The 25,190-nt window shown below is 43.9% G+C and carries 23 protein-coding genes; 3 read left to right on the forward strand and 20 right to left on the reverse strand.

The features are described from left to right. Nucleotides 1-22: 22 nt before the first annotated feature. The 18 genes from DW800_RS05665 to tsaD form a co-directional block, all read right to left on the reverse strand. Complete coding sequence (locus DW800_RS05665) at nt 23-298, reverse strand: DNA-binding protein (protein WP_085929906.1); 276 nt, start codon at nt 296-298, stop codon at nt 23-25. Nucleotides 299-547: 249 nt separating this feature from the next. Then, nucleotides 548-1,393: a tetratricopeptide repeat protein gene (locus DW800_RS05670; protein WP_117703298.1), complete on the reverse strand. Its 846-nt coding sequence runs from the start codon at nt 1,391-1,393 to the stop codon at nt 548-550. Nucleotides 1,394-1,403: 10 nt separating this feature from the next. Then, the gene (locus DW800_RS05675) at nt 1,404-3,248 is read right to left on the reverse strand and encodes a BatD family protein (RefSeq protein ID WP_117703297.1); all 1,845 of its coding nucleotides are present in this window, start codon (nt 3,246-3,248) and stop codon (nt 1,404-1,406) included. Between the two features lie 22 nt (nt 3,249-3,270). Further along, entirely contained in the window at nt 3,271-3,981 is a 711-nt protein-coding gene (locus tag DW800_RS05680) for a tetratricopeptide repeat protein (protein ID WP_008664501.1), read from the reverse strand. Next, nucleotides 3,978-5,006: a VWA domain-containing protein gene (locus DW800_RS05685; protein WP_005827751.1), complete on the reverse strand. Its 1,029-nt coding sequence runs from the start codon at nt 5,004-5,006 to the stop codon at nt 3,978-3,980. The genes DW800_RS05680 and DW800_RS05685 overlap by 4 nt, the downstream gene beginning before the upstream one ends. An 80-nt stretch (nt 5,007-5,086) precedes the next feature. Then, complete coding sequence (locus DW800_RS05690; RefSeq protein WP_117681144.1) at nt 5,087-6,070, reverse strand: vWA domain-containing protein; 984 nt, start codon at nt 6,068-6,070, stop codon at nt 5,087-5,089. Nucleotides 6,071-6,165: 95 nt separating this feature from the next. Then, the gene (locus DW800_RS05695) at nt 6,166-7,245 is read right to left on the reverse strand and encodes a hypothetical protein (RefSeq protein WP_035448568.1); all 1,080 of its coding nucleotides are present in this window, start codon (nt 7,243-7,245) and stop codon (nt 6,166-6,168) included. A gap of 7 nt (nt 7,246-7,252) precedes the next feature. Next, nucleotides 7,253-8,122 (reverse strand): DUF58 domain-containing protein, encoded by an 870-nt coding sequence (locus tag DW800_RS05700; RefSeq protein ID WP_005827747.1) that lies wholly within the window; start codon nt 8,120-8,122, stop codon nt 7,253-7,255. A gap of 168 nt (nt 8,123-8,290) precedes the next feature. Then, nucleotides 8,291-9,286, reverse strand: a complete 996-nt coding sequence (locus DW800_RS05705) for an AAA family ATPase (RefSeq protein ID WP_005827745.1) — start codon at nt 9,284-9,286, stop codon at nt 8,291-8,293. A gap of 193 nt (nt 9,287-9,479) precedes the next feature. Beyond that, nucleotides 9,480-10,661: an HU family DNA-binding protein gene (locus tag DW800_RS05710; RefSeq protein ID WP_005837202.1), complete on the reverse strand. Its 1,182-nt coding sequence runs from the start codon at nt 10,659-10,661 to the stop codon at nt 9,480-9,482. 26 nt (nt 10,662-10,687) lie between these two features. Beyond that, entirely contained in the window at nt 10,688-10,960 is a 273-nt protein-coding gene (locus DW800_RS05715; RefSeq protein ID WP_005827742.1) for an HU family DNA-binding protein, read from the reverse strand. A 78-nt stretch (nt 10,961-11,038) separates the two neighbouring features. Beyond that, on the reverse strand, nt 11,039-12,337 hold the full coding sequence (rimO, locus tag DW800_RS05720; protein ID WP_005837204.1) for a 30S ribosomal protein S12 methylthiotransferase RimO: 1,299 nt from the start codon (nt 12,335-12,337) through the stop codon (nt 11,039-11,041). Further along, complete coding sequence (gene ftsY / locus DW800_RS05725; protein ID WP_005827738.1) at nt 12,334-13,293, reverse strand: signal recognition particle-docking protein FtsY; 960 nt, start codon at nt 13,291-13,293, stop codon at nt 12,334-12,336. Before ftsY ends, rimO begins: the two co-directional genes overlap by 4 nt. 250 nt (nt 13,294-13,543) lie before the next feature. Further along, the gene (locus DW800_RS05730; RefSeq protein ID WP_005827735.1) at nt 13,544-13,702 is read right to left on the reverse strand and encodes a DUF4295 domain-containing protein; all 159 of its coding nucleotides are present in this window, start codon (nt 13,700-13,702) and stop codon (nt 13,544-13,546) included. A gap of 14 nt (nt 13,703-13,716) precedes the next feature. Then, on the reverse strand, nt 13,717-13,905 hold the full coding sequence (rpmG, locus tag DW800_RS05735) for a 50S ribosomal protein L33 (protein ID WP_002560155.1): 189 nt from the start codon (nt 13,903-13,905) through the stop codon (nt 13,717-13,719). A 20-nt stretch (nt 13,906-13,925) separates the two neighbouring features. Further along, complete coding sequence (gene rpmB, locus DW800_RS05740) at nt 13,926-14,186, reverse strand: 50S ribosomal protein L28 (RefSeq protein WP_004291052.1); 261 nt, start codon at nt 14,184-14,186, stop codon at nt 13,926-13,928. A gap of 121 nt (nt 14,187-14,307) precedes the next feature. Beyond that, nucleotides 14,308-14,775: a CinA family protein gene (locus DW800_RS05745; RefSeq protein ID WP_009038369.1), complete on the reverse strand. Its 468-nt coding sequence runs from the start codon at nt 14,773-14,775 to the stop codon at nt 14,308-14,310. Between the two features lie 13 nt (nt 14,776-14,788). Further along, nucleotides 14,789-15,811, reverse strand: a complete 1,023-nt coding sequence (gene tsaD / locus DW800_RS05750; RefSeq protein WP_005827731.1) for a tRNA (adenosine(37)-N6)-threonylcarbamoyltransferase complex transferase subunit TsaD — start codon at nt 15,809-15,811, stop codon at nt 14,789-14,791. A gap of 204 nt (nt 15,812-16,015) precedes the next feature. Between tsaD and DW800_RS05755 the strand changes: the two genes are divergently transcribed. After that, complete coding sequence (locus DW800_RS05755) at nt 16,016-20,488, forward strand: translocation/assembly module TamB (protein ID WP_119957921.1); 4,473 nt, start codon at nt 16,016-16,018, stop codon at nt 20,486-20,488. A gap of 157 nt (nt 20,489-20,645) precedes the next feature. Here DW800_RS05755 and dnaB read toward each other — a convergent pair whose 3' ends face one another. Then, nucleotides 20,646-22,217, reverse strand: coding sequence for a replicative DNA helicase (gene dnaB, locus DW800_RS05760; RefSeq protein WP_008664493.1), 1,572 nt, complete (start codon nt 22,215-22,217; stop codon nt 20,646-20,648). 297 nt (nt 22,218-22,514) lie between these two features. Here dnaB and ispE point away from each other — a divergent pair, with 297 nt between their 5' ends. Next, nucleotides 22,515-23,348 (forward strand): 4-(cytidine 5'-diphospho)-2-C-methyl-D-erythritol kinase, encoded by an 834-nt coding sequence (gene ispE / locus DW800_RS05765; protein WP_016273799.1) that lies wholly within the window; start codon nt 22,515-22,517, stop codon nt 23,346-23,348. 83 nt (nt 23,349-23,431) lie between these two features. Then, on the forward strand, nt 23,432-23,926 hold the full coding sequence (locus DW800_RS05770; RefSeq protein ID WP_005827722.1) for a PepSY-like domain-containing protein: 495 nt from the start codon (nt 23,432-23,434) through the stop codon (nt 23,924-23,926). A 69-nt stretch (nt 23,927-23,995) separates the two neighbouring features. Here DW800_RS05770 and purT read toward each other — a convergent pair whose 3' ends face one another. After that, nucleotides 23,996-25,162, reverse strand: a complete 1,167-nt coding sequence (gene purT, locus DW800_RS05775) for a formate-dependent phosphoribosylglycinamide formyltransferase (protein ID WP_005827720.1) — start codon at nt 25,160-25,162, stop codon at nt 23,996-23,998. Nucleotides 25,163-25,190: the final 28 nt, after the last annotated feature.

Here is a 25,190-nt window from a genome sequence, read left to right on the forward strand (position 1 = left end):
GATTCTATCTAACTTTCTCTTCTTAAGCTCGAACAGCTTCTTCAGTCTTACCTGCCATTTCATCTAAAATTTTTAAAGCTCGCTCTAAAACAGTAGTATCATCAATCATAACCAATCCACCATCTGGTCCAGGTTCCAAGTGAATCCCAACACTTTTCCCCTCCTTAAAATTGTGTCCACCGAAAAAATTTCTTACAGTGTCAACATTCAGTCCAAGTTCATCGGCTATTCTATGCATACTACCACTAGGCAATGAGTCTTTAATCTTACGTAATTCATTAAATGTTATTGTTCTCATATTCATAAATTTAATGGTTAATACTCTGTACTTTTTATTATCACGCTATAAACTTAAGGAAAAAAAAGGATAAAACAAACTATTTCTTTATCTTTTTTCAAAAAGAATATTGCCTCTCCAAAAAATAATCATTTTCAAGTATGCAGAATTATAAGTACAGAGAAAAAGCTCCTAAAAATAGACAGAAACAGCTCGTATAAAGCAGAATTATCGGGTTTATACGAGCTGTTTTTAGAATACAGGGAAAATTTAAATACCTTCTATGGCAGAAGCTGGAACCCACCCTACTTTACCATCTTCCAAACGAATTTCTTTCCATTCACGCATAGAGTTGTCTTTTATCTCAACTTTACGTCCCTCATGAAGAATGAACAGACTTGTACCACTTTCACTGGGAGTACTACGCACTGTGACACTAGGTACCAACACTATAGCTTCGTTACGTTCCATCAGTTCGCCTTTTTGCTGAGCAGCAAACACATTACTCAATATAACAAGAACCAGGAATACTATTCCTGCAATAAATCCCACTTTCTTTCCCGTAATCTGTTTTGAAAAGAAAAAGAGATAGAACGAAACGAGTAATAGTACAAAGAACACAATCCCCAACTTAGCCCATGCGTCTACGCTAAGACAATTAATCAACGATTTAGTCCAAGATACAAAGAAAACCTCAGGAACTGGGATTACCTTATCGATTGTCTTAGAACGTGCTATCTCCAAATTTGCACGAATATCAGCATTACCAGGTTCCAACAACAAGGCACGCTCATAATTCAATATAGCTCTTGCTATATCATCTGCCTTATAATAACTGTTGCCAAGATTATAATAGACCTCTGCAGCCTCTCCCTTCTTTAACAGATTCTCATATATTTGAATGGCAGAAGCATAATCATTCCGTATATAAGCGCTGTCACCTTCAGCCTTTGTCACATTGCTTTCTTGCCTTGCAGCAGAGAATTCCGCATGTGAACCGACGGATGTAGAGTCACTAGCAGTCTGTAATGTATCTACAGATGCAGAATTCTGCCCATAGGCAGTAATTGCCATCACTAGACTAAGAGTAAAAAACAATATTTTATTCATTACCATTTCCTCCTGATTAATGTTTTATCGAGTTTTCCATTTTACTGATAACTTCCAAAGAAGCTGAATATACCTTATCCATAGCCTGGTTATCATCACCCGGAGCAAAGCGGGCAAACTCACAGTTATTCAATGCATCGAGGAATTCCTTTATCAACGCATCATTCACACCATAATTACGAAGTTCCTCTTCGATATTATCCTTAGACAAACGGGATACCGGAATGTTCAGTTTATCACTGATATACCCCCAAAGAGCCTTCAAAACCTCATCATAAAACGCATCTTTCTTATTCTCAGCCAATAATTTACCAGCTTGTTTCATACGTTTCACCGCCACTTTATTGGCTTTCTTGGTACGCATCTTTGCTACATTTGCATTGGCTGCTATTTGCTTACGATAGATGATAAAGAATGTAATGAATGCAATACCCGGTATCAAATAAAGCAACCAATACGTCAACGAACCGAAGAAGAAATCACCTTTGGGAGACAGAGTAACATTATTCTGCTTGATAAAACGAATATCCTCGTTCAATACTTTCAACTCTTCCTTGCTTGTAAAGTTTGCAATAGTCTGAGCAGCATTGCCTGCTCCCTTTTCCACATGCAATTCATACTCTTCCGTAGTCAACGTTTTATACGAACGGGAATTAATATCAAAATAACTGAACTTTACGGCAGGAATCTTATAAGTTCCCGCATTACGAGGAATTGCCAGATACTCAATGACCTTGCTACCGGAGAGGCCCGAATTTGTCAGACGGAATTTATTGTCCACCTTCGGATCATATACTTCAAAATCCTCGGGGAATTTAACTTCCGGATTAGAGAGCAATTTCAGATTACCGGTACCAGAAATGACAAGTTTGACAGTAACAGCATCATTGGTCTTGACATTTGTACTATTGATAGAAGAAGTTATATTGAACTCTCCCACTCCTCCCGAAAAATCGGCTGGCTTACCTGCCGGCAAGGGCTTTACGTCAATTGTCAGTTGCGGAGTCAAAATTGTCTTTTTAACTTCTACGTAATTGCTTCCTCCATTGAAAAATGCCTCGAACGGATCAGCAACTTGTGTAGCCTTTGCAATGGAAGCATCAAAGCGTGCTGCATCAATTGTCAGCTTACCGGCTTGTTGCGGGAACAACACAAACTGACGATAGATTGTAGACTGATAATTTCTACCTTTATAATGCTCCAATCCCCATCTTCTGTCATTAGGCAATTCTACTTCCTGAGAATGGAATCCTTTGAAGTCAGGTAATTTCACATTATCAAACATACGTAAGTCCACCAAGGTATATATCTTGTATGTCAGCAGAAAAGCCTCTTGTTCATACACCGTCATCTTACTGGCAGTAGCTGTAATAAACAAATCACTATTCGATACAGATGTCCCGGAAGAAGCGCGGCTGGCAGTGCCCTCACTCTGTTTGCCACCATTTCCAGAAGCTCCATTAGCAGCCTGATCTGCCGGAAGAACCCTTACTTGTACAGAATTCGAAACCATTTGGTTACCATCAGCAGTGATAGTGGCTCCTGGAATGGTAAAATCACCTTCTGCAGTCGCCATTAAAATATAAGTGAATGTAATACTGCTGGTTGAAGTCGTCTGCCCATTAATCATCTGCACGCTACTCTGTTGCGAGCGGCTGGGCCCCATCAACACATCAAATCCCTTCATAGAAGGAGCACGAAAATCCCTTACCTTTTGTGTAGTCACCGTATACGACAGTCTGAACTGGTCTCCTACCGCCACAGCGTCAGGAGCAGACGCAGTAAACGATACCTTGCCATCGGCAAAGACATTCATACCGACTGCAATCAGTGCTATCCATAAGAAAACTATTTTTCTCATATATTATTTCCTATTATGTTTGTTACCAATCTTTTTCCAGACGACCTCCTTGAAGTACCTGCTGCTTTTTCACTTTATCCTGCACATCCTTCTCGTCTTGCATGACAGAGTTCAATAGCTGCTCGGCATTTTCCTTAGACATCTCATTATCTTTCTTTTCCGGCTGAGAAGGTTGTTGTTGCTGGTCTTGATTCTGTTGCTGGTCTTTCTGCTGATCCTGCTGTTTATCCTGCTCCTTCTGTTGGTCCTGTTTATCCTGATCTTGATTCTGATCCTGGTTCTGCTGCTGGTCTTGCAACTGTTTCTGTGCCAAAGCAAGGTTATAGCGCGTTTCATCATCTTTCGGATTATTGCGTAACGACTCCTTATAGGCTTCTACCGCTTTTGCATAATCCTTCTGAGAATGAAAGATGACTCCCATATTATGATAAATCTGTGCTAAGTTCGATTTGTCTTTTTCTATCTTGGTAGCTCCCACATATTGCTCCATCGCTTCCTGCAGCTTGTTCTGCTGGGTCAATGTATTTCCCAGGTTGAACATGGAAACCGTTGACTTCGGGTTTACCTCCAAAGCCTTCCGATAGTTCACTTCTGCATCCACATATACGCTATCCTTAAAAAAACGGTTTCCCTTACGGATATAATCGCGTTCCGCCTTCTGTGCAGAAGCTGAAACTGCCACTAACAGCAGCAAAACTATTCCAATATATTTTTTCTGTAACATACGCATCATTTCTTATTAGAGAATAAATGAATGTTGCGGAACAGAGGATTCTTGCGCTCCAATATCAACATCTCAGCCAGTAACAACAGCAGAATAATCCATGCCACTGCCTGAAACTGTTCATTGAATTCCGTGTACACCTGTGTTTCCACATCTGCCTTTGCCATCTTGTTGATTTCCTGACTAATCGCTTTCTGTGCACCGTTGGTATTGTCTACGCGCACATAAATACCATTTCCTGCCTGAGCAATTTCCTGACACATCTGCTCATTCAAGCGAGTAACGATTACATTACCTTCACGATCACGACGATAATCATTAGTACCCTCTATTGGAATGGGGGCACCCTCAGGCATACCTACCCCTAATACATTGACCTGGATACCTTTCTCTGCAGCAGCCTTAGCAGCTTCTACGGCACCACCTTCATGGTTTTCACCGTCGGTGATGACAATAACAGTACGTCCCACTCCTTCTTGAGGTGTAAAACTCCGGGCAGCCAGATTTATTGCAGCTCCAATTGCCGTACCTTGCTTGGAAATCAGCGAAGGATCGATGGACTCCAAAAACATCTTGGCAGAAATATAATCACTCGTAATAGGTAACTGGGTAAATGCGTCACCTGCAAAAACAATCATACCGACCTTGTCATTCTGCATCTTATCTACCAACTGCGCCACCAGCCGTTTTGCCTTCTGCAAGCGGCTTGGCTGTACGTCTTGTGCCAGCATGGAATTGGATATATCCAACGCAATCATCACTTCCACTCCCTGGCGTTTTACCGTCTCCAGTTTGGAACCAAACTGCGGACGTGCCAGCAGTACCGTGAACAACCCGATAGCCGCAAAAACCAACCAAAACTTCACATCCGGACGGTATTTGGAAACATCCGGCATTAGCTGTGCCATCAGTATAGGGTCACCAAATTTACGAATGGCTTTCCTCCTCCGATAATTGGAGTACAAGTAGAAGGCCGCCAATAAAGGCAGCAGCAGCAACAAGTACAAATATGCAGGTTCTTCAAATCGAAACATCTTTTTATTTACAATTTAGCAATTTACAATTTACAATTTGGCTACGCAATGACTGATACACTAAAAGACATTCTCCGTTTTTACGGTATCTTCTTCAATATAGAGTTGCGTAACAGTACCTCCAGTAATACACACAAGAAAGCAGCCAACGCAAACCAGCGGTACTCTTCCTGGCGCTTGCTGTATTCTTTTACATTCAATTTTGTTTTCTCCAGCTTGTCTATCTCCTCGTACACTTCCTTCAACTTCGAGTTGCTGGTGGCACGGAAATAGTTACCTTCCGTTGTTCCGGCAATCTGTGTCAAAGTCTTTTCATCAATTTCGACGGGCATATTGACATATTGCACTGTTCCGCCTACCGGATAAGGATAAGGAGCCATACCATTGGTTCCTACCCCAATAGTATAAACGCGAATGCCAAAACTCTTGGCTATTTCAGCAGCCGTCAAAGGAGAAATATCACCTTTATTATTGACACCGTCCGTCAGCAGAATAATGACTTTCGACTTTGCCTTGCTATCCTTCAAACGGGTAACGGCATTGGCAATACCCATACCGATTGCCGTTCCGTCTTCAATCAGCCCACACTTCATATCTTTAAGCAAGTTCAACAATACGGCATGGTCTACTGTCAACGGACATTGCGTAAAGCTTTCTCCAGCAAACAAAGTTATACCTATATTGTCATTCGGACGTCCGTTAATAAACTCTGCCGCCACATCCTTCGCCGCTTCCAACCGATTAGGTTTCAGGTCTTCGGCCAGCATACTGGTAGAAACGTCCATAGCAAGCATGATATCAATACCCTCAATCTCACTGTTCTGCCAGCTATCGGTGGTTTGCGGACGTGCCAAAACAAGAATAATCAGTATCAAGGCAATTATCCGCAATACAAACGGTACATGCAACAAATAGTTCTTATAGCTTTTAGGGGTATGGGCATACACACGGGCATCCGAAATCTGAAGCGTAGCTTCACTACTCTTCCGCTTCATAATATACCATACTATATAAGGTATAAGCAACAGCAGCAAAAATAAATATTCAATATTGGCAAAAACCATATTTATGTACGATTTAACGATTTACAATTCAGCTTCGCTCCAAACATCCTTCATTTTTCACTCATGTATATCCGATTGAAGTCACTTTTCCAGCATTAAGCAAAATAATTATACAACTCCAATCCGATATATATCAATGAACAGGCAAGAGCTACAGCCAACACCACAATACCCGCTCCCAGCAAAATCTTGGTACGCAAAGAACGTTTCTCGATAATGGTAATCTCAGTAGGCTGCGGCTTGGCATTCTCCTCTTCTTTCTCCTTGGTTTCATTAATAAAGTCAATGGCATTAATCAAGTTAGCGTCATTTTCGTTCATCAATGGATTATGCTTGGCAAATTTCACCAAATCAGCAGTCTGGAACAATTCACGCAAATCTGATATAGCTTCCTTATCTTTCATTTCCAGCAACTTATCTATGATTTCCGTAGAAGTCATTTCCAAAGCATTGAAACCAAAACGGTCTTTTATATATGTACGAAGAGCATCAGTCAATTCCGTATAATATTCCTTCGGTTCCCCTTTCTGCCATACCTTCTCATTCTTGATACGTTCTATCTCCTGCATAGCCAACTGATGGGGAGGCAGCTTAGGTTCTACCTTCACCTTACGGATAATAGGCTTATTGTCGAAGAAGCGCATTATCAGATAGACAAGTAATATCCCTATCGGGATAATCAGCGCACCACAAGCCATAAGACCATACCAGTCTTCCCAGGCAAAAGGCGCTTGCATCACTGTTTTGGGACCGAAGAACTGTTCCGGATTCTCCGGATCTAACGGGACATTCACCGAATATACTTTCAAGGCCAACGCTTTGGAGCGATACTTCTCATTATCCACTGTCACTTCCATAGGCGGCAGATAATAAAGAGCCGAGTCGAAAGAGGTAACTGTATACTCTTGAGTTATCAATGCACGCCGGCCATCATTCAGCAGTTGCGTATCCAGCTTGGCCACATCAATAATTTCAACCCCATTCACCAGCGTATCGGTATATACCGGGAATATGGCACGCTTATCGGCATCCAGAGATACTTGAAGCTTTATCTTTGCCTGCTCTCCAATAAGAATCTGCAAAGAGTCAATCGTAGCATCTACCGTTACCGACTGGGCTACTACCCTTCCCGACCATGCTATCAATAACGCTATCAGAAATAAATATCTTTTCATTTTCCGATTAATTTCGTTTCGCAAACAAATTCATCAATGCCTTGACATAATCCTGGTCGGTACGTACCGACACATTGTCGACATTACTCTTGGTAAACGTTTCATTCAATTCCGCCTGCTTGTTCACCCACCAATCATGATGGGCACGGCGCACGGCACGCGAGGAGGTGTCAATCCACTGCTCATGTCCCGTCTCGGCATCCCTAATCTTCATCAGTCCCACGGGTGGCAATTCTTCCACACGACGGTCGTACACCTGAACGGCAACCAGGTCATGCTTACGATTGGCAATGGTCATGGCGTTCTTGAAACTTTCCTGGTCGATGAAGTCGGACAAGACAAATGCCGTGCAACGGCGTTTCATCACATTCGTCAGATATTCCAATCCCAAACGGATGTTCGTCCTCCGGCTTTCCGCATGAAAATCTATCAGTTCGCGGATGATGTAAAGTATATGCTTACGTCCCTTCTTGGGCGGAATAAACTTCTCAATCCGGTCCGAAAAGAAGATGACACCAATCTTGTCATTATTCTGAATGGCAGAGAATGCCAGTGTAGCGGCAATTTCCGTCACCATATCCTTCTTCATCTGCTTTACCGTACCGAACTCCAAACTACCGGAAACATCTACCAACAACATCACTGTCAATTCGCGCTCCTCCTCAAACACCTTGACGTAAGGCTTGTTGAAGCGGGCGGTCACATTCCAGTCAATGTCGCGTATGTCATCGCCAAACTGATACTCGCGCACCTCGGAGAATGCCATACCTCTACCCTTGAAGGCAGAGTGATACTGCCCGGCAAAGATATTGTTGGACAATCCGCGCGTCTTTATCTCAATCTGACGGACTTTCTTCAAAAGTTCTGTTGTTTCCATTGATTTATTTTAATAATCTCATTTAAGCACACAAGCGCAATTTAGTTTATAACAGAAACTTCCCTATGAAAAGGGGTGAGGTTTTCGGTACTCAACCCTAAGGTTTACGACGCTAAACCTCAGGTATAGGATTGTAAACCTCAAGTTTACGAAAACCTCTATTATGCGTTAGGGCACTTCAACCTTGTTCAGTATCTTGCTGACGATTTCATCAGATGTCATATTGCTGGCTTCCGCCTCGTAAGTCAAGCCGATACGGTGGCGAAGTACGTCGTGTGCCACAGCGCGCACATCCTCCGGAATGACATAACCGCGACGCTTGATGAACGCGTAGCTACGGGCAGCCAAGGCCAAGTTGATGGAAGCACGGGGCGAACCGCCGAAACCAATCATGTCTTTCAGTTCTTTTAAATCATATTTTTCCGGATAACGGGTAGCAAATACAATATCAACAATATATTTTTCTATTTTCTCATCCAGATACACCTGGCGAACCACTTTACGAGCTTCAATAATTTCGTCTGCCTTCAAAATGGGCTTCACTTCAAATTTATCACCATTGATATTCTGACGGATAATCAGTTTCTCCTCTTCCAGCTTCGGATAGTCTATTACGACTTTCAGCATGAAACGGTCCACTTGCGCTTCGGGCAGCGGATAAGTACCTTCCTGCTCGATAGGATTCTGTGTGGCAAGCACCAGGAATGGTTTGGGCAACCCGAAAGTTTCATTGCCGATAGTAACTTGACGTTCCTGCATGGCTTCCAGCAAAGCACTCTGTACTTTGGCCGGAGCACGGTTGATTTCATCAGCCAAAACAAAGTTTGCGAAGACCGGACCTTTTTTTACTTGGAACGTTTCATCCTTCTGGCTGTAAACCATTGTACCTATTACGTCGGCAGGCAACAAGTCAGGCGTAAACTGAATGCGGCTGTATTGCGCATCAATCAACGAAGCAAGCGTCTTGATAGCTAAAGTCTTTGCCAAACCGGGCACACCTTCCAACAACACATGTCCATCGGACAACAAACCAATTAACAACGACTCTACCAGATGCTTTTGTCCTACAATGACCTGGTCCATACCTGTGGTAAGATTGGTAACGAAAGCACTTTGTCTTTCAATCCGCTCATTCAGTTCGCGGATGTCAATTGTTTCAGCCATAAATCAATCTATTTTTTAATGTTTAATTTCTTCATTTATCCGGTTTTGAACCGGCAATTATTTTTTTCGCTCCCAAAAGTACGGGAATAAATTAACCATACCAACTAATTTTTATTAAAAAACTATGCGAAACCTTTTAGATTAAACTACTTTCATAGAGTTTAGTATTTAACAAAAAAGAAGCAGTAATTTTTTACTGCTTCTTGGCTAATTTCGGTATCTTGATAGTGGTACCATAAGGTACATTATCCGGATTCTTGATTACGCCGGGATTATGCTTCACGATATAAGGCCAAAGCGCTTTTGTCCCATAAAAACGAAGCGCTACCCTAGTCAGCGTTTCCCCTTCCTTGATGGTATAAGTGGTTTCTGTTCCCACAATCGTATACCCCACAGAATCCGGTTCAAACGGTGCAACTGTCTTTTTCTGCTCTTTTTTAGGAGCGGGAGACTGTGCCTGTACATTTTCCTTTGGAGTTGTTGTAAGCGCAGGAGTTGTTGTAGCAACAGTTTCTGCCACAGTATCTGTCCGGGCAGGAACTACAACATCTTTTGAAACAATGCTGTCTGTCAAGGCAATATTGTCTTGACCGGCAGGGACATCCACCTTTTCAGTAACAGATTCCTTCACATCCGAGTCTGCAACCTCTTCTACAAGAGGCTTTGCAGTAAGTTTGTCAAGCAAGTCCGGATAATACATGAAAGCTACGGCACCACCACACAACAACACTACAAATACAACGATGCCTATAAAATATTTCATAGTCGAAGAATCTGCCGTATCTTTTATCACTGGCTCAGACGGTTCCGGTTCAACAGCAACTATATTTTCAGGCATTGCTTCAGGTTCAGTTTTTTCCGGTTTCTCCTCTTCAACTTCCGGTTCGGGCTCAACTAACGGCTCTTCGACTACAGTTTCCACCAAAGGTTCTTCTATCGTGGCTTCTTCCACTAAGGCAACCTTCTCCTCCACCTCTTGTTCCGGAGTTTTGATTTCAGTATCTTCATCATCTTCACTGTCATTTTCCTGCAGGGTGTCCTCAAGCACCGTAGCGTCATTCAAAACTACAGTTTCAAAATGCGAAAATGGTCTATTGATAATATCTTTCAAAGCCGGTTCCGGTGTAAACGACACTTTTGTATGCCCTTGTATCTCAAACCTTTCCCCCGTATTCACATTAACGCTTTCACGACTCCCGACATCTATCAGCTTGAAAGTCCCCAAACCTCGTATCTTCACATATTTGTCCTTCTCCAAAGACTCCTCAATCAGCTGGAAGAATTCTTTCACAAAACTATCCGCATTCTTCTTGCTCATGCCATGCCTTTCAGCCAGCGTGTCAATCAGGTCTTGTATGTTCAGTTTCTCGTTCATAATACGGGAGATTTTTTAAAAGCCGGTTACTTAAACTTATCCTTTAACAATGTACTCGGCTTATAGGTCAATACCAATTTGGGAGGCACCAGCATACGTTGCTTTGTAGTCGGATTCACAGATATACGCTCTGCCTTCTTTTTCACTTCGAATGTACCGAACCCTTGTATAGAGATAATATTCCCCTCCTCCAACTGCCGTGTCATATCTGCCAGCAATGAAGCAACCAGCTCAGAAGTATCTTTCAATGTGTACCCTAACCTCCGCGACAATTCAGAAGTAAACTCTTTGTTATTCAAAATGTAAGCCTTTAAATTGAACTACGGTGCTATATTAGCAAATCTTCTTCACATATGCAAGAAGATAAGGAAAAATCTTTAAATTATTCGTCCAAAAAGGTCGAAATCATCGGAATTTACTATCTCTACGTGGTAAAAGTTACCTATATGCAACGCCCTGTCTCCACGCTCAATCAAAACCTCAGGATCCACTTCGGGAGAATCAAATTCTGTACGTCCAATATAATATTCGCCTTCCAGCCGGTCAATGATTACTTTCATCTGCCTGCCTACTTTCTCCGCACTCAACTCCCCTGAAATGCCTTGTTGAATAGACATTAACTCATCCAAGCGCGCTTGTTTCACTTCCTGGGGAATAGAATCCTCATATTCAGCAGCGGCATACGTCCCTTCTTCTTCCGAATACGCAAAAGCCCCCATTCTATCGAAACGCACTTTACGGACAAACTCTTTCAGCTCCTCAAAATCGGCTTCAGTTTCTCCTGGATGCCCCACCATCAGTGTAGTACGGAGATGAATACCGGGAACCTCCTCACGGAATTGTTCTATCAGCTTATACGTCTCATCCTTCGTCACATGGCGACGCATCTTTTGCAGCATATTGTCACTGATATGTTGCAGGGCAATATCCATATATTTGCATACATTGTCACGCTCGCGCATCACACGGAATAAATCAGCCGGAAAATGTGCCGGATAGGCATAATGCAAGCGTATCCACTCCACTCCGGGAATATCCGAAATCCGCTCAACAAGCTCGGGCAACATTTGCTTCTTATATAAATCTACTCCGTAATAGGTCAACTCCTGGGCTATAACCTGGAATTCCTTTACACCCCGTGCAACCAGATACTTCACCTCGTCAAGTATCTCCTCCATCGGGCGCGACACATGCCGTCCCGTAATGATGGGAATAGCACAATAAGAACATTTACGGTCACACCCTTCGGATATCTTCAAATAGGCATAATGCTTGGGAGTGGTCAATGTGCGCTCTATGTGCAGCTCGTCATGATAGGCCTTTCCCAAATCCTGCAACAACTCTCTCCAATTGAATTTACCATAGAATTTATCCACCTGGGGAATTTCAACGGCCAATTCCTTCAGATAACGTTCCGAAAGGCAACCCATTACATAAAGCTTCTCCAAGTTTCCTTCCTCCTTGGCCTGCGCAAATTCCAGAATCATATTAATGGATTCCTCCTTGGCGTCACCGATGAAACCGCAAGTATTGATTACGGCAATCTGTCCCTTCGGTCTTTCCGCATCATGTGTCACATGGAATCCCACTTCCTCCAACTGACGCATCAAATGTTCCGAATCCACCAGGTTTTTAGAACATCCTAAAGTGATGATATCTATAGTCTTCCGTTTCATGCATTCTCCCCGAACAGTGAATCAACAAATTCCTTTTTACGGAACACCTGCAAATCTTCCATTCCTTCACCCAATCCAATATATTTAACCGGAATTTTAAACTGGTCTGAAATGCCGATGACTACGCCACCCTTGGCTGTTCCGTCCAACTTTGTAACAGCCATTGCCGTAACCTCCGTTGCCAGAGTGAACTGCTTGGCTTGTTCAAATGCATTCTGTCCGGTTGAGCCATCCAACACAAGCAACACCTCATTCGGAGCATCAGGAACAACCTTCTTCATCACATTCTTGATTTTCGTCAGTTCATTCATCAAACCGACTTTATTATGAAGGCGTCCTGCCGTATCTATAATTACCACATCGGCATTATTGGCAGTTGCGGAACTCAGTGTGTCAAAAGCGACAGAAGCCGGGTCAGCACCCATTTTCTGCTTTACAACAGGTACACCTACCCGTTCACCCCATATCACCAACTGCTCCACAGCAGCAGCACGGAAAGTATCGGCAGCACCCAGATAAACAGACTTTCCGGCTTTCTTAAATTGATAAGCCAGTTTGCCAATCGTAGTAGTCTTCCCTACACCATTGACGCCCACTACCATAATGACGTATGGTTTCTTCGCAATCGGTGCTTCAAAGTCATCCACATCCTCCGAATTATTCTCTGTAAGCAACGCTGCGATTTCATCACGTAAAATATGATTCAGCTCAGTGGCATTCATATATTTGTCGGCTGCTGCACGCTTTTCGATACGTTCAATAATTTTCAGTGTCGTTTCCACGCCCACATCCGAAGTTATCAACACCTCTTCCAGATTATCCAATACTTCATCATCAACTTTTGACTTTCCTGCCACGGCACGCGCAATCTTGCCAAACACACTTTCTTTGGTCTTAGATAATCCTTTATCTAATGTTTCCTTTTTTTCCTTGGAGAAAAAACTAAAAAATCCCATACACTAATTATTTTTATGCAACCTGTTTTCGCATTCCCTGCAAAGATAGTGCAAACCGAATGCAGAATAAAATGAACCCGTTCATTTTTTATGCTGAGGTGCAGCCTATCTTCGCATTTTCAGCAAAGATATAACAAAACTGACGAATATTAAAAACTTCGTCCTCTTTTTAAAAAGAAATCCCCTTACCGGAAATACCGACAAGGGGATCTTTATAAGTCATCAGCGCTTTACAGCCACTGTATTTATCTTATTTCTTAAAGAAGTTCTGAACATCTTCATTACGGACCATCTGTTCATCAAAGATGTAAGCACCAGTCTTAGGAGACTTCACCATTTTGATAACCTTTGTATAAGAACGTCCTTCTTTGCTTCCTTCGTGCAAGGTTGCTACCGCTTTCTTTGCCATAAGTTATAGATTTATTATTTAATTTCTTTATGTACTGTCACTCTCTTCAGAATCGGGTTGTATTTCTTCAACTCCAATCTCTCTGTGGTATTCTTTCTGTTCTTCGTCGTAATATAACGAGAAGTACCCGGCATACCGCTATCCTTGTGTTCTGTGCATTCCAGAATCACCTGTACTCTGTTACCTTTTGCTTTCTTTGCCATAATCAGTATTCTCCTCTACTTTAGCCAATAACTTTAATGCTTTTCCAATCACAATAACCTTTAGCTACCGCATCTTTCAAAGCAGCGTCCAGTCCTTTCTTATTAATAATGCGCAAACCATTAGCGCAAATGCTAAGGCTGATCCAGCAATCCTGCTCTACATAGTAGAACTTCTTGTTAAACAAGTTCAAATCAAAGGTTCTCTTTGTTCTTCTCTTTGAGTGTGAAACATTGTTGCCAATCATGGCCTTCTTTCCGGTAATTTGACAAATCTTTGACATTTCTATCTTAATTTTATAGTTTTCTTTTTTGCCTATTTCAAACAGAGCGCAAAGTAAGCACTTTTATCGTTACCAAACAAGTTTTTCTTAAAATAATTCACTGTATGATAGCATTTTTTCCTCATTTCAGCTTCTCACAAAGCAACAAAAGGGCATTTTGAATTGCTTTTTCCACATTTCCCTTTCTTCCCTCGTCCCCCTCCTGCTTCATGGCAACGATTTCATTTTTATAGGCAGCAGCTATCCACACCGTACCCACCGGTTTTTCCGGAGTCCCACCTCCAGGACCTGCAATACCGGAAGTAGCCACTGCACAATCTGTTTTCAGCGTTTTCATCGCACCTTTCACCATTTCTGTAACAGTTTCGCGGCTTACTGCTCCATGTTTTTCCAAAGTTTCGGCAGATACATGCAGCAAAGACATCTTTATTTCATTGGAATACGCCACTATACTACCATTAAAGTATTCCGAACTGCCGGGAACGGAAGTAATCAGAGCGGCAATCCCTCCACCCGTACAACTTTCTGCGGTGGAAAGGGACAATTTCTTTGCTTTCAGCAGCTCTCCTACCTTTTCTTCCAACTTCATACCTTATTATATATTATCCTAAAGTTACGCGTGAATAAGCAGGTGCTTCCATCGGACAAAAATCCTTATCCATATACTTGAAGTATCCGGTAATGGCAATCATGGCAGCGTTATCCGTTGTGTAGCTGAACTTCGGAATAAATATTTTCCAACCATACTTCCCGGCATGCTCACGGAAAGCATTACGCAATCCATTATTGGCGGAAACGCCTCCTGCAACAGCCACTTCCTTTATTTTATATTGTTTGGCAGCTTTGCGCAACTTATCCATCAAGATATCTACAACGGTAGCTTCCAGTGATGCCGCCAAATCCGTCTTGTGATGTTCGATGAAATCGGGGTCGTCCTTCATCCAGTCGCGCAGAGAGTAAAGAAACGAGGTCTTAAGTCCGCTGAAACTATAATCCAACCCTGGAATATGCGGTTTGCTGAACGAGAAGGCTTTAGGATTACCTTGCCGAGCCAGTTTGTCAATAATCGGACCACCCGGATATCCCAATCCCATTACCTTCGAGCATTTGTCAATGGCTTCACCAGCGGCATCATCAATGGTCTGCCCCAAAATTTCCATATCGTTATAGGCTTTCACCAAGATAATCTGTGAATTTCCACCGGAAACCAGCAAGCAGAGGAAAGGAAATTCCGGCTGCACATTATCTTCACCTTCTGCTTTAATGAAATGAGCTAACACATGACCAGTCAAATGATTAACATCAATCATAGGAATACCTAATGAACGGGCAAACCCTTTGGCGAAAGATACCCCCACCAACAACGACCCCATCAATCCCGGTCCACGCGTAAAGGCCACAGCACTCAATTCCTCTTTGGTTACTCCAGCGCGTTTCAATGCCTCATGCACTACCGGAACTATATTTTGTTGGTGCGCGCGGGAAGCCAGTTCAGGCACTACCCCGCCGTATGCTTCATGCACAGCTTGGCTGGCCACCACATTCGAAAGCAGATAACCATCTTTGATGACAGCTGCAGAAGTGTCATCACAAGAAGATTCTATTCCCAAGATTATTGTACTCATAGTGTTTATTTACGTTTAAACGCTGCAAAAGTAGTGATAAAAGTACGATTCATAACGTATTATTTCATATTTTTGTTGGCTGATTATAAAAATTAACCGCCTATCAGAAAGCTAAAAAAAACAGTACGCTGGGTACTCGGTATTGTATTGGGATTGTATATCGGTACCATATTGTTGCTGAACATTCCATCCGTTCAGCGACAAATGTCTGTATTTGTTGCCAATGAACTGGCTTCCATACTGGACAGCAAGATTTCCATCGGGCGAATAAACATAGGATTGCTGAACCGCATCATCATCGACGATCTGCTCCTGGACGACCAGTCCGGCAAGGAAATGCTGAAGGTGACCCGTCTTTCCGCCAAATTCGATATTCTCCCCCTATTCAGCGGCAAAATATCCATCAGTAACATACAATTGTTCGGCTTTAACATCAATCTGAGCAAGCAGACTCCCAAGGATAAACCTAATTTTCAGTTTGTACTCGACGCATTCGCATCCAAAGATACGGTTCAAAAGAAAAATAACCTGGATCTCCGTATCAATTCCTTACTGATACGCCGCGGAAAGGTTTCATATGATGTGCTGTCCGAGAAAGAGACTCCGGGAAAGTTCAATCCACAGCATCTCCGCTTGCGTAACATTATTGCAAACATCTCCCTAAAAGCATTGCAAAATGATTCTATCAATGCTGCCATCAAGCGTCTGAGCATCGAAGAAGAACATTCCGGATTTGAATTGAAGAAACTAAGCCTAAAGGTTATCGGCAATGACCAACGGATGAAAATCGAAAATTTCGCCATCGACCTCCCCAACACCTCTTTGGCAATGGATACTATACACATGGATTATGACAGTCTGGGGGCGTTTGACAATCTTGCCCAAGATGTCCGTTTCTCATTCCATTTGCTGCCCTCTCAAATCGCCTTGCAGGATTTATCGGCTTTTGTTCCGGCTTTTGGTTCCTTCAAGGAAAAATTGCAAGTAGAGGTACAGACAGACGGCACCATCAATCAACTGAATTGCCCGCACCTTTCCGTCTCTGTCGGAAATCATTTTTATCTGAGGGGAGACGTATCTCTACAAGACCTTTCCCATCCGGAAAATGCTTATATATTCGGTAATTTGTCCAATTTGTACGCAGACCCGGAAGGAATTGCCTTCTTTGTCCGGAATTTCAGCAAGAACTATAATGGAGTACCTCCCGTCCTGCAACACTTAGGAACGGTTTCCTTCCGTGGAGAAGTCTCGGGCTACTTCACAGACATCGTAACTTACGGACAAGTACGCACTGACATCGGAACCATCCAAACTGACGTAAAACTAAGTTCTAACAAAGATAAAGGTTATTTTGCCTATTCCGGTGCAGTGAAAACCAAAGAGTTTGAGCTGGGCAAGATGCTGGGTAACAAAAAACTGGGTAAAGTAACTTTCAATCTGGATGTCAACAGCAGCCATTACGAAAACCAATACCCGTCCGTACTGCTGAAAGGGCTGGTTGCCTCCATTGATTACAGCGACTACAATTACGAAAATATCACCCTAGATGGAGAATACAAGCAGGGAGGCTTCACGGGAAAAATCGCCTTGGATGACACCAATGGTTCTGTTATTTTGAACGGTACCATCAATACCGCCAGTCGGGTACCGACTTTCAACTTTCAGGCAAGCATCGACAAATTTCGTCCTCATGCCCTACATCTGACACCCAACTATGAAGATACGGAAATATCAGTCAAAGTCAAGGCGGACTTCACCGGCGGTTCCATTGACGAGATGAACGGTGAAATCAACATTGACAGCTTATCGTTCGCAGCTCCGGAAACACAATACTTCCTGGACAACCTGAAGATATCCGCCATAAGAGAAAGCGAAAACCAGAAACGGCTGACCATCCAATCCAACTTTCTCCAAGGTAGCATAGAAGGCGATTATTCTTATCGTACCCTGCCTGCCAGTGTACTGAATATCATGCGTCGTTATATCCCCGCCTTGATTCTGCCAGACAAGAAACCCATAGAGACGGAGAACAATTTCCATTTCGACATGCACATTTACAATACGGAACTGCTCTCCACCGTCTTTCAGATTCCGGTAAAAGTATATACCCATTCCACCATTAAAGGATACTTCAATGACAAGGCACAGCGGCTCCGTGTAGAAGGCTATTTTCCTCGTCTCCGCTATGAAAACAAATTCATCGAATCCGGAATGTTCCTTTGCGAGAATCCCGGTGACCAGTTTCATACACGCCTACGCTTCAGCAACCGTAAATCAAGCGGCGCTGTCAATATAGCTTTAGAAGCGCAAGCCCAGAACAACAGCATACAGACCACGCTGAACTGGGGTAACAGCAGCACTGTAACCTACAGCGGGAAACTCGCCGCCGTCGCCCACTTCATCCGTGAACAGAAAGAAGCGAATGAAAACAAGAGGAAACTTCCCCCCTTAAAAACCGTCATTGATGTCCAGCCCACCAACGTGATACTGAACGATACACTGTGGGATATACATCCTTCCCAGGTAGTACTCGACTCCGGCAAAGTGTATGTCAATGATTTCTACTTCAGCCATAAAGACCGGCACTTGCGTATCAATGGCATCGTTTCACCACATCCCGAAGATACAGTACGTCTGGATTTGAAGGAAATCAACATCGGTTATGTGTTCGACATTGCAGACCTCGGAGTCAATTTCAAAGGAGAAGCCACCGGTCCGGCTTTCGCCAGCGGAGTACTGGAAAAACCCGTCATGAGCACCGATTTGTTTATCCGCAACCTCGGATTGAACGAAGGCTTGCTGGGGGACGCCAACATACACGGAGAATGGCATCACGATGTGAAGGGCATCTATCTGGATGCCCATATCCAGGAGAAAGATATCGCCAAAAGCCATGTGTATGGCTATGTCTATCCCTTGAAGCCCACCAGTTCATTGGATCTCCAAATTGAAGCGGGCGGTACCAACTTGAAGTTTATACATCATTATATGAGCAGCATCACGCCCGAATTCAACGGACGTGCCACCGGCCATGTACATTTCTATGGCAAATTCAAGGCTCTCACCATGGAAGGGCGTGTATTCGGCGATGCTTCCATGAAGGTAGACGTGCTCAACACCACTTTCTCCGTCAAAGACAGCATCTACATCGAGCCCGGCGGGTTGACCTTCCGCAACAACCGCATTTTCGACACGCAAGGGCATCAAGGCAGCATGAGCGGCTATCTGCACTATCAGCATTTCAAGAACCTGGAGTACCGTTTCAATTTCAATGTCAACGACATGCTGGTGATGAATACCAAAGAATCACCGGACTATCCCTTCTACGGCACCGTCTACGGTACGGGAAATGCCACTATTGCCGGTAATGCCCAAGATGGCGTTAACATTGACGTTGCAATGACTACCAATCGCAACACCACCTTTACCTATATAAAGGATAACGTATCTACAGCAGTCAGCAACCAGTTCATCAAGTTTGTGGACAAAACGCCACGCCGTGCCGTACAAGACTCTGTCCGCCTTTCCGACTACGAGATTGCCCAAAAGGAAATCGAGGAAGAGAAAGAGAGCGACACTGACATCCGGTTGAATCTCTTGGTAGACGCCACTCCCGACGCTACCATGAAGATTATCATGGACCCTATCGCTGGCGACTATATCAGTGGACGGGGAACCGGAAATATCCGTACTGAGTTCTTCAATAAAGGAGATGTAAAGATGTTCGGCAGTTACCGGATAAGCCAGGGAGTCTATAAATTCAGTCTGCAAGAGGTTATCCGAAAGGACTTTATTATCAGGGATGGGAGTACCATTACATTCAACGGTTCGCCGCTGGATGCCACTCTGGACATAAAAGCAGGCTATACGGTCAACTCAGCATCCTTAAATGACCTGATGCCCAACGAGGCAACCTCCGGCTACATCAGCCAGACAAATGTAAAAGTGAACTGTATGATGGACCTTACCGGACAATTGACTTCACCCGATGTAAAATTCGACATCGAGCTGCCCAACGAACGCGATGAAGTGCAGGCCATTGTCCGTAACTATATTCCTACTGACGAGCAAATGAACATGCAGATACTCTATCTGTTGGCTATCGGCAAGTTCTATACCCCGGAAAACTTGGGAGCCACCCAGAATTCGAATATGATGTCCAGTGTTGTTTCATCCACCCTTTCCGGACAGTTGAATAACGCTTTATCAAACATTCTCGATGTCAATAACTGGAACTTCGGCACCAATTTCAGTACCGGTGAAAGAGGCTGGACAGACATGGAGTTCGAGACCATGCTTTCGGGACAATTATTGAATAACCGACTACTTATCAATGGTAATTTTGGCTATCGTGACAATCCGATGGCAAATACCAATTTTGTGGGAGACTTTGAAGCGGAATGGCTCGTCAACCGTTCCGGAGACATCCGCCTGAAAGCGTACAACGAAACGAACGACCGCTACTACACCCGGACAAATCTGACAACACAAGGTATTGGCATTATCTTCAAAAAGGATTTCAACAAATGGAGTGAGCTCCTTTTCTGGAACAGATGGAAACTCAACCGGCTGAGAAAGGAACAAGAAATAAAACAAGATACTCTATCCTCTGATAAAATAAACACAGAACAGCAGATGCCCGAGGCACAATCAAAACGGAAAAGGGAGCAAAAATAAGATTGACGTCCTCACTGTCCACATTGAAGGTTTTAGAATAAGTAAATAGGCTCAAATACAGTATTTAACATGGCTACACCCTTTGTACCTAAAGGTGTAGCCATCACTCTACGATGGTATAGGCATTCAAGGCAAAGGGTGTAGCCATAAAAATACATCAGAAAGGTAATGGCCCGTCCGACCCCACACCTCCAAACGGGTTGTCCGTCTGTGGCGGAAAATCAGCAGCCGATGGAGGTGGCGGTGTTGCCGTACTTCCGATAGGCGCATTCATACGTGAACCGAATGTAGCTCCTCCACCCTCCGTCGGAGGTGGGATAACCATATCATCCTCCGGATTCTGGAAACGGGTGTACTGTCCGATAAATCTCAGACGCACATCCCCCACAGCACCGTTACGGTGCTTTGCTATGATGATTTCCGCCATACCGCGCAAGTCACTGCCATCGGCAGAAGTATAAATCTTGTAATATTCGGGACGGTGAATGAAGCACACCATATCGGCATCCTGCTCGATGGCACCGGATTCACGAAGGTCACTCAACTGGGGACGCTTGCCTTCCTCGCCTTCACGGTTCTCCACACCACGGTTCAACTGCGACAGAGCGATGATAGGAATGTTCAGCTCCTTGGCCAAACCTTTCAATGAACGCGAAATGGTACTAACTTCTTCCTGACGGCTACCGAAAGACATTCCGCTTGCATTCATCAGCTGAAGGTAGTCGATGATGATAATCTTCACTCCGTGCTCACGTACCAGACGCCGTGCCTTCGTACGGAGTTCGAATACCGACAAAGAAGGCGTATCATCCACATAAAGCGGAGCATCCAGCAAGTCACGCAGTTTGTAATCCAACTGCTGCCATTCATAGTCCGCCAACTGGCCACTCTTGATTTTCTCACTCGGAATCTCGCACACATTGGAAATCAGACGGTTCACCAGCTGCACGTTACTCATTTCAAGCGAGAACAGCGCTACGGGATTACGGAAATTCACGGCAATGTTCTTCGCCATGGAAAGCACGAATGCCGTTTTACCCATGGCAGGACGGGCTGCAATAATGATGAGGTCGGACTTCTGCCATCCGGAAGTCATCTTGTCCAGCTTGGTATAACCACTTTCCAAACCACTCAAACCATCGGTACGGGCAGCAGCTTTCTGAATCAAATCATAGGCTTCGGCAATGACAGGATTAATCTGCGTATAATCCTTCTTCATGTTCTGCTGGGAAATCTCGAACAGCTTTCCTTCGGCCTCCTGCATCAAATCGTCCACGTCCAGCGTCTCGTCGAAAGCCTTGCTCTGGATATTGCTGGTAAAAGTTATCAGTTCACGTGCCAATGCTTTCTGTGCAATGATACGGGCATGATATTCGATGTGCGCAGAAGATGCCACCTTACTGCTGAGTTGGGTAATATAGAACGGTCCGCCCACTTCCTCCAGTTCTCCCCGCTTGGAAAGTTGCTCCTTCACGGTGAGGATATCGACCGGCTTCTGATTCACGGCCAAATCGGTAATAGCGGAATATATCAACTGATGTCTATGCTCATAGAATGACTCCGGACGAAGAATTTCACTTACCAGCGAATAAGCGTCCTTCTCAATCATCAAGGCTCCCAAGACAGCTTCTTCCAGCTCCGGCGCTTGCGGCTGGATACGTCCGTAGTCTGTTACGGGCTGTGGTGCCTTTCCTTTCGGAGTACGGGATGTTCTTCTTTGTTCTGCCACTTTAAGAATTAAAAATTGAAAATTAAAAATTAAATGAATTTCCCTTTTAGAAAGGGAAAGCAAAGATAGTGCAAACCGAATACATAACTTTCATGCTTGCATGAAAAAGTTATGTTGAGGTGCAGCCTATCTTCGCTCGTATGGCAAAGATAAGCGAATTTATTTATAAGCAGTAAATAAATCATTGTTAAGTTTTCAATCTACTATGAACAGAAATCACTAACTTTGTCTTCGGAAGCTGCACTCCAATAGCTTCTCCTTTTAATTTTAAATTATTAATTCTTAATTTTCAACGCCATGCTGACTTTTCCAAATGCCAAAATAAACCTGGGACTGAATATCACAGAAAAGCGTCCGGACGGATACCATAATCTGGAAACCATTTTCTATCCGGTTCCCATAGAAGATGCTTTGGAAATCAATATCTTGAACGAAGGAAACGGAAAGTTCCGTCTGCATCAAGCAGGTCTGGAAATTGAGGGAGAAGCAGAGAGTAACCTGGTAGTGAAAGCCTACAAGTTACTGGATGACCGGTTCAACCTTCCTCCGGTAGATATTCATCTCTTCAAGCATATTCCCTCGGGAGCCGGACTGGGTGGCGGTTCGGCCGATGCAGCCTTCATGCTGAAGCTTCTGAATAATAAGTTTGAACTCGGACTGCCGGATGACACTCTGGAAGAGTATGCCGCCAAGCTGGGTGCCGATTGTGCCTTCTTCATCAAAAACCGTCCGACTTACGCAGAAGGTATCGGAAACATATTTTCTCCCCTTCCCCTCTCACTGAAAGGATATCGGATATGGTTGGTGAAGCCGGACATTTTCGTCTCTACACGGGATGCCTTTGCAAAAATAAAACCGCATCATCCGGAAATGTCCCTGAAAGAAATTGCCCAACTTCCCGTAGAAGAATGGAACGGACGAATGGTCAATGACTTTGAAGAAAGCGTATTCCCCCAATTCCCGGCTATTGGAGAAATCAAGGAAGAGATGTACCGGCAAGGAGCTGTATATGCCTCCATGAGTGGTTCGGGGTCATCTGTTTACGGATTATTCAAGGAAGATGCCGTATTACCGGAAGTGGATTTCGGAGAAAAAACTTTTGTATACAAAGGCCAGTTCACTGATATTTAAAAATGCATCAACCAATATACTGATTTCCGGAAACAAAAATACAACAAGGTTGTTCTTACAGAAAACTCAAAACAACCTTGATTATGAAAAAGTTCAAATTCTGTATTCTGGCAGGACTACTTGCCTTGCTGTCGGTGTCCGCTTTTGCGGAAGGACGTCTTCCTGCAAATATACAAACAGCTTTTCAAACGCTCTATCCTCAAGCAACGGATGTGGAATGGGAGCAAATGGCCGGTTGCTACGTAGCAGAATTTATTGCAGATGGTCAGGAAATTGATGTCTGGTTCAATAAACAAGCGGAGTGGGTTATGACTGAAACGGATGTAGAGTCACTGGAAAAAGTGCCAGCTCCCGTGGCAGAAGCATTCATGAGCAGTACAATGACCGGCATGAGATTAAGGGATATAAGAATCATCACCTTTCCCAAACATCCCACAGTGATAATAATTGAGGTGGAACAATACAATTCCGATGAAGAATTCCAACTGTTCTATGCTCCGGATGGAAAACTATTACAAAGCCTCGATGTAACAGAACTTGGAGGAGAGATTTATCCCGGACTCTTTTTCAATGATTAATACTGACGATTGGTGATTTGTTGATGGTATCCATTCATCAACAAATCACCAATCATTCATCACTAATCATTAATATACCTCTACCCTATCAGCAATACGCTTCGCTTTGTCGCGCAGCGTGTCAAGATCACTGTCAAGAGGTGCATAACACAGCACTACACCCATACGGCGGTTTACGCGGGTAGTAGGCTTACCAAAAATACGCAGATAAGTATCCTCTTCTTTCGTAACCTCTTCCATGCCACGATAATTGGGACGTTCCTGACTGGCTATCGGAGAAAGGATGACAGCACTGGCTCCTATACGCTCCTGCTTGATGCCAGGGATAGGCAGACCAAGCACCGCACGACAGTGCAATTCAAACTCATTCAGATTCTGGGTTCCGGCCAGGGTTACCATACCCGTATCGTGCGGACGTGGAGAGAGTTCGGAGAAATAGACACCGTTCTCATGGCTGAGAAAGAATTCCACTCCCCACAATCCGGCACCGGTCAAGGCACGGGTCACTTTCTCTGCCATATCCTGCGCCTCCCTTAGATGGGCAGGGTCAATATGGGCAGGCTGGAAGCTTTCACGATAGTCCCCACCCTTCTGTACATGGCCGATAGGCGGGCAGAACAAGGTCGGACCATTCTTCTGTGTTACGGTGAGCAGTGTTATCTCACTGTCGAACTTGATGAACTCTTCAATGATAAGTTCTTTGATGTCTCCACGGCTACCATTACAGCCATACTCCCAGGCATGCTCCAGTTCGTCGGCACTCTTTACGAGAGACTGGCCTTTACCGGAAGAGGACATCAGCGGTTTCACCACACACGGGAAACCTATCTTTTCAGCAGCAGCTTTCAGTTCATCCAAAGATTTGGCATAAAAATATTTAGCAGTCTTCAATCCCAGCTCTTTAGCTGCAAGGTCACGTATGGCTTTACGGTTCATGGTAAAGTTCACGGCGCGTGCACTGGGCACTACCTGAATGCCTTCTTTCTCGAAATCATACAGACGTTCCGTACGGATAGCCTCAATTTCCGGAACAATAATATCCGGCTGGTGTTTGCGTACTACACGTTCCAAAGCATCTCCATCGAGCATGCTGAATACCTCACATTCATCTGCCACTTGCATGGCAGGCGCTCCGGCATACGAGTCGCAAGCAATGATATACTGGCCCTTACGTTGGGCAGAAATAACAAACTCCTTGCCCAACTCACCGGAACCTAACAATAAAATCTTTTTCATCAATTCTTTTATTTACAATTTTATATAT

This window comes from Bacteroides sp. AM32-11AC, from assembly GCF_003603515.1.
GTDB classification, from domain to species: domain Bacteria; phylum Bacteroidota; class Bacteroidia; order Bacteroidales; family Bacteroidaceae; genus Bacteroides; species Bacteroides uniformis.

Excerpts from the sequence above, each read along its gene's own strand:
- DW800_RS05770 (WP_005827722.1), top strand. The coding sequence starts at position 23,432 with ATGAAAAAGTTCAAATTCTGTATTCTGGCAGGACTACTTGCCTTGCTG.
- DW800_RS05705 (WP_005827745.1), bottom strand. The coding sequence starts at position 9,286 with ATGGCTGAAACAATTGACATCCGCGAACTGAATGAGCGGATTGAAAGA.
- rpmB (WP_004291052.1), bottom strand. The coding sequence starts at position 14,186 with ATGTCAAAGATTTGTCAAATTACCGGAAAGAAGGCCATGATTGGCAAC.
- DW800_RS05700 (WP_005827747.1), bottom strand. The coding sequence starts at position 8,122 with ATGGAAACAACAGAACTTTTGAAGAAAGTCCGTCAGATTGAGATAAAG.
- DW800_RS05710 (WP_005837202.1), bottom strand. The coding sequence starts at position 10,661 with ATGAACGAGAAACTGAACATACAAGACCTGATTGACACGCTGGCTGAA.
- ftsY (WP_005827738.1), bottom strand. The coding sequence starts at position 13,293 with ATGGGATTTTTTAGTTTTTTCTCCAAGGAAAAAAAGGAAACATTAGAT.
- DW800_RS05675 (WP_117703297.1), bottom strand. The coding sequence starts at position 3,248 with ATGAGAAAAATAGTTTTCTTATGGATAGCACTGATTGCAGTCGGTATG.
- DW800_RS05685 (WP_005827751.1), bottom strand. The coding sequence starts at position 5,006 with ATGTTTCGATTTGAAGAACCTGCATATTTGTACTTGTTGCTGCTGCTG.
- purT (WP_005827720.1), bottom strand. The coding sequence starts at position 25,162 with ATGAAAAAGATTTTATTGTTAGGTTCCGGTGAGTTGGGCAAGGAGTTT.
- DW800_RS05745 (WP_009038369.1), bottom strand. The coding sequence starts at position 14,775 with ATGAAGTTGGAAGAAAAGGTAGGAGAGCTGCTGAAAGCAAAGAAATTG.
- DW800_RS05665 (WP_085929906.1), bottom strand. The coding sequence starts at position 298 with ATGAGAACAATAACATTTAATGAATTACGTAAGATTAAAGACTCATTG.
- ispE (WP_016273799.1), top strand. The coding sequence starts at position 22,515 with ATGCTGACTTTTCCAAATGCCAAAATAAACCTGGGACTGAATATCACA.
- tsaD (WP_005827731.1), bottom strand. The coding sequence starts at position 15,811 with ATGAGTACAATAATCTTGGGAATAGAATCTTCTTGTGATGACACTTCT.
- rimO (WP_005837204.1), bottom strand. The coding sequence starts at position 12,337 with ATGAAACGGAAGACTATAGATATCATCACTTTAGGATGTTCTAAAAAC.
- DW800_RS05690 (WP_117681144.1), bottom strand. The coding sequence starts at position 6,070 with ATGGTTTTTGCCAATATTGAATATTTATTTTTGCTGCTGTTGCTTATA.
- DW800_RS05730 (WP_005827735.1), bottom strand. The coding sequence starts at position 13,702 with ATGGCAAAGAAAGCGGTAGCAACCTTGCACGAAGGAAGCAAAGAAGGA.
- DW800_RS05680 (WP_008664501.1), bottom strand. The coding sequence starts at position 3,981 with ATGATGCGTATGTTACAGAAAAAATATATTGGAATAGTTTTGCTGCTG.
- DW800_RS05695 (WP_035448568.1), bottom strand. The coding sequence starts at position 7,245 with ATGAAAAGATATTTATTTCTGATAGCGTTATTGATAGCATGGTCGGGA.
- DW800_RS05755 (WP_119957921.1), top strand. The coding sequence starts at position 16,016 with ATGTCTGTATTTGTTGCCAATGAACTGGCTTCCATACTGGACAGCAAG.
- rpmG (WP_002560155.1), bottom strand. The coding sequence starts at position 13,905 with ATGGCAAAGAAAGCAAAAGGTAACAGAGTACAGGTGATTCTGGAATGC.
- DW800_RS05670 (WP_117703298.1), bottom strand. The coding sequence starts at position 1,393 with ATGGTAATGAATAAAATATTGTTTTTTACTCTTAGTCTAGTGATGGCA.